Annotated in this window: 7 protein-coding genes; all 7 read left to right on the top strand. The window is 71.6% G+C overall.

The features are described from left to right. The coding region (locus tag FB157_RS20450; RefSeq protein ID WP_186581588.1) for an alpha-glucosidase C-terminal domain-containing protein at positions 1-314 on the top strand (314 nt) is incomplete at its 5' end. 30 nt (positions 315-344) lie between these two features. Beyond that, positions 345-1,709 (top strand): maltokinase N-terminal cap-like domain-containing protein, encoded by a 1,365-nt coding sequence (locus FB157_RS20445; RefSeq protein ID WP_145881727.1) that lies wholly within the window; start codon positions 345-347, stop codon positions 1,707-1,709. Positions 1,710-1,713: 4 nt separating this feature from the next. After that, positions 1,714-3,921 (top strand): 1,4-alpha-glucan branching enzyme, encoded by a 2,208-nt coding sequence (gene glgB, locus FB157_RS20440; protein ID WP_145881725.1) that lies wholly within the window; start codon positions 1,714-1,716, stop codon positions 3,919-3,921. A 90-nt stretch (positions 3,922-4,011) separates the two neighbouring features. Continuing rightward, a complete protein-coding gene (locus tag FB157_RS20435) occupies positions 4,012-5,100 on the top strand; it encodes a glutamate--cysteine ligase (RefSeq protein ID WP_145881723.1) in 1,089 nt (362 codons plus the stop codon). Between the two features lie 191 nt (positions 5,101-5,291). Further along, complete coding sequence (locus tag FB157_RS20430; RefSeq protein ID WP_145881721.1) at positions 5,292-7,202, top strand: long-chain fatty acid--CoA ligase; 1,911 nt, start codon at positions 5,292-5,294, stop codon at positions 7,200-7,202. A 146-nt stretch (positions 7,203-7,348) separates the two neighbouring features. Then, complete coding sequence (locus FB157_RS20425; protein ID WP_145881719.1) at positions 7,349-7,783, top strand: ATP-binding protein; 435 nt, start codon at positions 7,349-7,351, stop codon at positions 7,781-7,783. A 219-nt stretch (positions 7,784-8,002) separates the two neighbouring features. Beyond that, a complete protein-coding gene (locus FB157_RS20420; protein WP_145881717.1) occupies positions 8,003-9,379 on the top strand; it encodes an NAD(P)/FAD-dependent oxidoreductase in 1,377 nt (458 codons plus the stop codon). Positions 9,380-9,436 lie beyond the last annotated feature (57 nt).

Below are 9,436 nucleotides of genomic sequence, written 5' to 3'. Positions count from 1 at the left end.
TGATCGAGATCCGCAAGCAGAACCCCGCCTTCGGACTCGGCACCTACACCGAACTGCAGTCCTCCAACCCCGCCGTCCTCGCCTTCCTCCGCGAACACGGCGACGACCTGGTGCTGTGCGTGCACAACTTCTCCCGCTTCGCACAGCCCACGGAACTCGATCTGCGCGTCTACGACGGACGGCACCCCGTCGAGCTGATCGGCGGCGTGCGCTTCCCCGCCATCGGTGAACTGCCCTACCTGCTGACCCTGGCGGGCCACGGCTTCTACTGGTTCCGGCTCACCCGAGTCGCATCCCGCATCGGCCGCCGCTGAGCACCGGCGCCGAGGAAAGGACGCGTCACCATGCCGAAGACCATCACCCCCCGGCCGAGAGTCGCGGCCGGCACGGACCGGCCCCTGGCCTCGCTGAGCGGGCTGCTGCGCGAATGGCTGCCCCTGCAGCGCTGGTTCGCGGGCAAGGACCGGCCCGTCACCGATCTGTCCCTGCTGTCCATGAGCGAGCTGTTCCCGGGATGTCTGCACCTGCTGGTCCACGCCTCGCACGCGCCGGTGCCCACCCCCGGCGGCACGCCGCCGCCCGGCGACTGCTACCAGCTGCTCCTGGGCGTGCGCGAGCATCTCGCACCGCGGCTGGAGCGGGCGTACGTCGGCCGTGTCGAGGAGGGTCCGTTCGCCGGCCTCGCCGTGTACGACGCGCTGCAGGACCCGCGCTCGGCCCATCTGCTCCTGGAGCGGCTGCGGCAGCCCGGCACCTCCGGTCCGCTGTGCTTCGAGAAGGCCCCGGGCGTCCATCTGCCCGGCGGCCTCCCGCCGCGGCTGCTGGACGCCGAGCAGTCCAACTCGTCGATCGTCTACGGCGACGCGTACATCCTGAAGCTCTTCCGGCGCATCCAGCCGGGCGTCAATCCTGACCTAGAGGTGCCGGGGGCGCTGGCCGAGCAGGGGTGTGCGCGGGTACCGGCTCCGGTCGCCTGGTTCAGCACGAGTGCTCCGAGCCCGGCCACGCTGGGCGTCCTGCAGCCGTTCCTGCCGGACGCCACCGACGGCTGGACGCTGGCGCTGCGCGCGCTCGCCACGGGTGACGACTTCACCGCCGAGGCCCGGGAGCTGGGCCGGTCCATGGCCGAGGTGCACCTCGCGCTGGCCGACGCCTTCCCGCCGGCCGGGCCGGGCGAGAACGGCCGTACCGCGGAGGCGATGTGCGCGCGGCTGGACGCGGCCACGCACGCGGTGCCCGCGCTGCGGCCCTTCGTGCCGGGCCTGCGGGCCGCGTTCGGTGCCCTGGCCACGTGCGACACCGGGCCGCCGGCCCAGCGCATCCACGGCGACCTGCACCTCGGGCAGGTGCTGCAGGCGGGGCGCGACTGGTTCGTCATCGACTTCGAGGGCGAGCCGTCGCGGCCGCTGGCCGAGCGGCGGGCCGCGCAGTCCCCGGTGCGGGACGTGGCCGGGATGCTGCGGTCCTTCGACTACGCGGCCCGGCAGCGCCGCCCCTGGCGGCCGGAGTGGGCACGCCGTTGCCGCGAGGCGTTCTGCGCGGGCTACGCGGCCCGCGCCGGGTGGGATCCACGCAAGAAGCACGCGCTGCTGCGCGCGCACGAGACGGACAGGGCGGTGTACGAGGTGCTGTACGAGGCGAGACACCGTCCGGACTGGCTTCCGGTGCCGATGGCCGCGATCCAGCGGCTCGCAGTGTGGGGAGGCTGACGTCATGACACGGAACGACACCGCACTTCCGCGGCCGGCGGGACCCGCTCCGTCCGCGGCCGTCCCGCTCGACCAGGGCGACCGCGACCGTCTGCTCGGCGGCGCGCACCACGACCCGCACGCCCTGCTGGGCGCCCACCCGGTGGCGGGCGGCACGCTGTTCCGGGCGCTGCGCCCGAACGCCCGCAAGGTCAGCGTCGTCGTCGACGGGATGCACAGCGCGCTGGCGTCGGAGGGCGGCGGTCTGTTCGCCGCCGTGCTGCCGTGCGACGAGATCCCGTCGTACACGCTGCATGTCACGTACGACGACGGTGAGCAGGAGACGGAGGATCCGTACCGTTTCCTGCCCGCTCTCGGCGAGCTGGACCTGCACCTGATCCGGGAGGGCAGGCACGAGCAGCTGTGGCGGGCGCTCGGTGCCGAGCCGATGACCCATCAGGGGGTCGCGGGCACCCGCTTCACCGTGTGGGCGCCGAACGCCCGGGGGGTGCGGGTCGCGGGCGAGTTCACGTACTGGGACGGCACGCAGTACCCGATGCGGTCGCTCGGCGCGTCGGGCGTGTGGGAACTGTTCGTGCCCGGCATCGGCGAGGGCGCGCGGTACAAGTTCGAGATCACCTCGCGCCACGGCGACCGGTTCCTGAAGGCGGACCCGATGGCCCGCCGTACGGAGGTTCCGCCCGCGACCGCCTCGGTCGTAGCGGTCTCGCGGTACGAGTGGGGCGACGCGGAATGGATGGCCCACCGGGGCGACACGCCCGTCCACGAGGCGCCGTTCTCGGTGTACGAGGTCCATCTGCCCTCCTGGCACCCGGGACTGACGTACCGCCAGCTGGCGGACGAACTTCCTCCGTACGTCAAGGAGATGGGATTCACCCATGTCGAGCTGATGCCGGTCGCCGGGCATCCCTTCAGCGGCTCCTGGGGCTACCAGGTCACCTCCTACTACGCGCCCACGCCCCGCCTGGGCTCCCCCGACGACTTCAAGTACCTGGTGGACGCGCTGCACCGGGCCGGCATCGGCGTGATCATGGACTGGGTGCCGGCCCACTTCCCCAAGGACGACTGGGCGCTGGCCCGCTTCGACGGTGAGCCGCTGTACGAGCCCGGGGACTGGCGGCGGGCCGAGCATCCGGACTGGGGCACGTACGAGTTCGACTACGGGCGGACCGAGGTGCGCAACTTCCTCGTCGCCAACGCCGTGTTCTGGTGCGAGGAGTTCCACATCGACGGGCTGCGGGTGGACGCCGTCGCCTCCATGCTCTACCTCGACTACTCGCGGGACTCCGGACAGTGGGCGCCGAACGTCTTCGGCGGGCGGGAGGACCTGGACGCGGTGGCCTTCCTGCAGGAGATGAACGCCACCGTCTACCGGCGCTGCCCGGGCGTGGTCACCATCGCCGAGGAGTCCACCGCCTGGGACGGGGTGACCCGGCCGACCGACAGTGGCGGGCTCGGCTTCGGGCTGAAGTGGAACATGGGCTGGATGCACGACTCGCTGGAGTACATCCAGCACGAGCCGGTGCACCGCAAGTACCACCACAACGAGATGACGTTCTCGATGGTGTACGCCTACACCGAGAACTACGTCCTCCCCATCTCCCACGACGAGGTCGTGCACGGCAAGCAGGCCCTGGTGTCGAAGATGCCGGGCGACTGGTGGCAGCGGCGGGCCAACCACCGCGCCTACTTCGGCTTCATGTGGGCCCACCCCGGCAAGCAACTCCTGTTCATGGGGCAGGAGTTCGCCCAGGGCGCCGAGTGGTCCGAGGCACACGGCCCCGAGTGGTGGCTGCTGGACGAGGACTACCACTCCGCGGGGGACCACCGGGGCGTACAGCATCTCGTGCGGGACCTGAACACGCTGTACCGGGCCACCCCGGCGCTCTGGCAGCGGGACACGGATCCGGGCGGTTTCCGGTGGGTGCAGTGTGACGCGGCGGACGACAATGTCTTCGCGTTCCTGCGGTTCGACACCGAGGGATCACCCTTGCTGGCGGTGTCGAACCTCTCCCCCGTGGTCCGTGCCGACTACCGTCTCCGGGTTCCTGACGAGGTCCCCGGCTGGCAGGAGGCGCTGAACTCGGACGACGCGCGCTACGGCGGCAGCGGGGTCGGCGTCGGCGCTCCGGGGGCGATCAAGCCCGAGGACGGGTTCCTCCGGCTCACGCTTCCGCCGCTCGCGACTGTCTGGTTGACGCCCGTGCGCTGAACCCACAGGTGTCGGCTGCCCGCTCCGGGGGGCAGTCAGGGTCGTACAGACCTACGACTGCTCCTCGTCACCAACAGAAGGGCGGCCCACGTGCGCACTGTCGGAGTGGAGGAGGAACTCCTTCTGGTCGACCCGGACAGCGGGGAGCCGAAGCCGCTGGCGGCCGTGTTCCTCGCCCGTGCCACCCAGGACGATCCCGGACAGGACGTGTTCCAGAAGGAGTTGTTCGGGCAGATGCTGGAGTTCGCCACGCATCCGCAGGCGGACATGGCGGACCTCGGCGCCGAGATCGTGCGCTGCCGCAAGGAGGCGTCCCGGCTGGCCGGCGAGATCGGCTGCGCGGTCGCCGCGCTCGCCACGTACCCGATGCCGGTGACCCCCTCGCTCACCGTGCACGAGCGCTACCAGTGGATGGCCGGGCGGTACGGGATGACCGCCCAGGACCAGCTCGTGTGCGGCTGCCATGCGCATGTTTCGGTGGAGTCCGACGAGGAGGGCGTCGCCGTCCTCGACCGGATCCGGCCGTGGCTCCCGGTGCTCCTGGCACTGAGCGCCAACTCGCCGTTCTGGCAGGGCCGGGACACCGGCTACGTCAGCTACCGCGGCCGGGTGGTGCGCCGTTGGCCGCAGGCGGGGCCCAACGAGCTGTTCGGCTCCGCCGAGCGGTACCACCGGCTGGCGCGGGACATGGTGGCCAGCGGGGTCATCCTCGACCGGGGGATGCTGTACTTCGACGCACGCCTGTCCGCGAGCTACCCGACGGTGGAGATCCGGGTGGCGGACGTGTGTCTGCGCGCGGACACCACCGTCCTGATCGCCACGCTGGCCCGCGCCCTGGTGGAGACGGCTGCCCGTGAGTGGCGGGCTGGCCTGCCACCGCTCGACCACAGTGTGAGCCTGCTGAGGCTCGCCGCCTGGCAGGCCGCCCAGTCCGGTCTGGACGAGGACCTGTTGGACCCCGTGACCATGCTGCCCCGGCCGGCGGCGGAGGTGCTGTACTCCCTGCTGGAGCACACCGGGGACGCGCTCACCGACAGTGGTGACGCGGCCGGCGCCGAGGAGGCCGTCGCCAGGGTGCTGCGCCGGGGCAACGGCGCTCACGAGCAGCGGCTGCTCATGGACCGGACCGGCAGCCTGCGGGACGTCGTCACCGCCTGTGTGCGGCACACCCAGGACTGAGGGGCGGTCCGCCGGGGTCCTGGTTCGGGTGACTCGTGTGCGCAACGGCCTCTGGACACGCGCAGATCATCAGCGGATCACGACTTGCCTGTTCCTGGCCCCGAAACCGCTTGCCTGGGCTACATTCGAGCACCGCGCCGGCAACTGAGCCGACCGGCGGAGTCACCCTCCGTACACCTCGGGAGCAGCGCATGCGCGACGACGCCCTCGCTCCAGCAGCCGTACCGCCGCTACCGCTGACCGGCGGGCTCGCCGACAGCATCTTCGAGACCGCGGACCGCACTCCGACCCTGCCCCTCCTCGCGCGGCGCACGGATGCGGCGCCCGGCGTGTGGGAGGAGATGACGGCGGTCGAGCTGCGGGACGAAGTGGTCGACCTGGCCAAGGGCCTGATCGCCTCGGGGATATCCCCGGGCCACCGGGTGGCCTTGATGGCGAGGACACGTTACGAGTGGACGGTGTTCGCCCACGCGCTGTGGACCGTCGGCGCGGAGGTCGTCCCGATCCACCCGGCGTCCTCACGGGACCAGGTGGAGTGGATCCTGCGGGACGCCAACTGCGTGGCCGTGGTGGTGGAGGACGAGCAGGGCATCATGACGGTCGGCACCGTGTGTGCGGGGCTGCCGCGGCTGAAGCACGTCTGGCAGCTGGACGCGGACGCTCTGGCCCGGCTGGCCGAGCAGGGCGCGCTCGTCCCGCTGACCACGGTGGACTCGCTGCGCCGGATCGTGCTGCCGGACGCGACGGCGGTCATCGCCTACACGTCGGGCACCACTGGCCGTCCGCTGGGCTGCGCACTGAGCCACCGCGGCCTGGCCCACCCGGTCGACATCCTGCTCGCCGGCTGGGCGCACACCGCGGCACCCCCGGGCGAACAGCCGTCGGTGCTCGCCTTCCTGCCCTTCTCCCATGTGTACGGACTCATGGTCCAGGTGATGTGCGTGCGCGGCGGGGTCCTGATGGCCCACGAGCCGGAGATGACGGCTCAGGCCCTCGCATCGGCGCTGCAGACGTTCCGGCCGACGTACCTGTACGGCGTGCCGTCGGTGTTCGAGAAGCTGTACAAGACCTTTCTGAGGACCGCTCAGCAGGCGGGCCGGGGTGCGCTGTTCGAGCGGGCGGCGCAGACCGCGCGGGACTTCGCCGAGGCGGAGGAGCGCCGGCGGCTGGGCCTCGGGCCGGGTCCCGGGTTCGATCTGCGGCTGCAACACGCCCTGTACGAGCGGACGGTGTACCGCAGGCTGCGGGCCGCGCTCGGCGGGCGCGCCGTACGGGGCACCTCGGGCGGCTCGTCGCTCAGCCGGGAGCTGTCCCTGTTCTACGAGGGCATCGGGCTGTACCTGCACGACGGTTACGGGCTGACGGAGACGTCCGGCGGGATCACCATGCAGCCGCTGGGCCGGGAGAAGTCCGGGACCGTGGGCCGGCCGCTGCCGGGCACCGAGGTCCAGGTGGCCGACGACGGCGAGATTTTCGTGCGCGGCCCGTCGGTGTTCCAGGGCTATGTCGGCGACGAGGCGCGGACGCGGGCCACGCTGTACGGCGGCTGGCTGGCCACCGGGGACATCGGACGGCTGGACTCCGAGGGCTATCTGACGATCACCGGCCGGAAGAAGGACGTGATCGTCACCAGCAGCGGCAAGAGCGTGGCACCGGCCCCGCTGGAGCAGCGGCTGCGCATGCATCCGCTGGTGCACCAGGCGGTGGTCGTCGGCGACGACCGGCCCTGCGTGGGGGCCCTGATCACGCTGGACCCGGAGTTCCTCGCGCACTGGCGGGCCGGCCTGGCCCTGCAGCCCGAGTCCCCGAGCCGGGAGGCCCGGGAGGAGAACGCGCTCAGGGAGGAGATCGCGCGGGCCGTCGCCTCGGCCAACAGTGCGGTGTCCCGCTCGGAGTCCATCAGGGTCTACCGCATCCTCCCGGAGCCGTTCGCCCCGGACAACGGGCTGCTGACACCGTCCATGAAGCTGCGCCGGGACGCCATAGCGCGCCACTACGCCGCCGAGATCGACGCGATGTACGAGGCCCGGTCGCGCGCGGCACGGCGGCCGGGTCACGAGGAGCCGGCCGACTGGGACGATTCGGACAACGTCTTCCGCTAGGAGGTGCGGGCAGGGAGTCCAGGCGGCCTGGTGGACGGGTAACCGGCCCGGCTGGGGGAACCCGAGCAGTGGAGTGATCAGCAACGACGACCGCCCTGGTCGCGAGGGGCCGCCGGCCCCGACCGGACAGGGCCGGGGAATGCGATATGGCGACGGAGCCGCGTGGCGACGACACACCGCCCCCGGAGGAGTGGGCCGAGCGGGCGTTCTCCTTCCCGGGTGAGCTGCGCAACGTGACCGGGGCGCGGCTCGCCGCGGAGGAGTTTTTGGGCGCCCTCGCCCGGGACGCGCCGCCCGGCACGCCCGAGTACTGGGACGACATCCTGCTGGTCGTCACGGAACTGGCCGCCAACGCCGTCCAGTACGCCCCGGGACCCTTCGGCCTGCGGATGCGCCGCACCTTCGACGGGGTGCACGTGACGATGCACGACACCAGCACCACGCGGCCCGAGCCGCGGCCCTTCCAGCCGAGTGCGGGCGGGGGCGGGATCGGCTGGCACCTGGTGCACACGCTGTGCAGTCAGGTGAGCGTCGTCGTCGAGGACCGGGGCAAGGACATCCACGTGTTCCTGCCCTGGTGACGGGGGACGCCGCGTGCACGGTGCCCATGAGTACGACGTGTATCTGTGCGATACCTGGTTACTACGAGCCCCAGCGGGGGCATGCTGGTGCCCACGCGTTCGTCTGCCTGCCGCACCCAGCTGGCGGAACGGCTCGGTGCACGGTGGGATCGGTGTGCCCGCAGCGATCCCGGGCACGCGAACGGCGTCGAGTCGGACCGCCTGGAGCCGCAGAGAGGGATGAACACCGTGACACGACCCAGGATCCTGGTGGTTGGCGCAGGCTTCGCCGGAGTCGAGTGCGTCCGCCGCCTGGAGCGGAAGCTCGCCCCGGACGAGGCCGACGTCACGCTGGTGACGCCGTTCTCCTACCAGCTCTACCTCCCCCTGCTGCCCCAGGTCGCCTCCGGTGTGCTGACACCGCAGTCGATCGCCGTCTCGCTGCGCCGCAGCAGGAAGTACCGCACCCGGATCATCCCGGGCGGTGCGATCGGCGTCGACCTGAAGTCCAAGGTCTGTGTCATCCGCACCCTCACGGACGACGTCGTCAACGAGCGGTACGACTACATCGTGCTGGCACCGGGCAGCGTGACCCGCACCTTCGACATCCCGGGGCTCACCGAGCACGCGTTCGGGATGAAGACCCTCGCCGAGGCCGCCTACATCCGCGACCACGTCATCGCGCAGCTGGACCTCGCGGACGCCAGCGACGATCCGGCCGAGCGGGCCGCCCGGCTCCAGTTCGTGGTGGTCGGCGGCGGTTACGCGGGCACCGAGACCGCGGCCTGTCTGCAACGGCTCACGCACGCGGCCGTGCAGCGCTATCCGCGGCTCGACCCGAACCTGATCAGGTGGCACCTCATCGACATCGCGCCCAAGCTCATGCCGGAGCTGGGCGACAAACTGGGCCGCAGCGCGCAGGAGATCCTGCGGCGGCGCGGCATCGACGTCTCGCTGGGTGTGTCGATCGACAAGGCGGGAGCCGAGGAGGTCACCTTCACCGACGGCCGGGTGGTGCCGACGCACACCCTGATCTGGACGGCCGGTGTGGTCGCGAGCCCGCTGATCGCCACGCTCGGCGCGGAGACGGTCCGCGGCAGGCTCGCGGTCACCACCGAGATGACCCTGCCCGGTCACGACGGGGTGTTCGCGCTCGGCGACGCGGCCGCCGTGCCCGACAAGACCAAGGCCGAGGAGAACGCGGTCTGTCCGCCCACCGCCCAGCACGCCATGCGCCAGGGCCGGAAGGTCGCCGACAACGTCATCGCGACCCTGCGCAGCCAGCCGCTGGTGCCGTACGTGCACAGGGACCTGGGCCTCGTCGTCGACCTGGGCGGCAAGGACGCCGTGTCCAAGCCGCTGGGCATCGAGCTGCGGGGTCTGCCCGCGCAGGTGGTGGCCCGCGGCTACCACTGGTCGGCGCTGCGCACCAACGTCGCCAAGACCCGCGTCCTGACCAACTGGCTGCTGAACGCGGTCGCGGGCGACGATTTCGTCCGCACCGGCTTCCAGTCCCGCAAGCCGGCCCGGCTGAAGGACTTCGAGTACACGGACACCTATCTGACGCCGGAACAGGTCCGCGCCCGGGTGGAGGGTGGAGACGCCGCGAGTTACTGATGTGATCCGGATCACCGGAGACTGCCGATCACTTCCCGGTCGGTCGGCGGTCTTCTC

It is taken from the genome of Streptomyces sp. BK340 (assembly GCF_007827595.1).
Classification (GTDB): domain Bacteria; phylum Actinomycetota; class Actinomycetes; order Streptomycetales; family Streptomycetaceae; genus Streptomyces.
The sequence above is the reverse complement of the archived record's forward strand: the minus strand, read 5'-3'. Positions and strand labels throughout refer to the sequence as shown.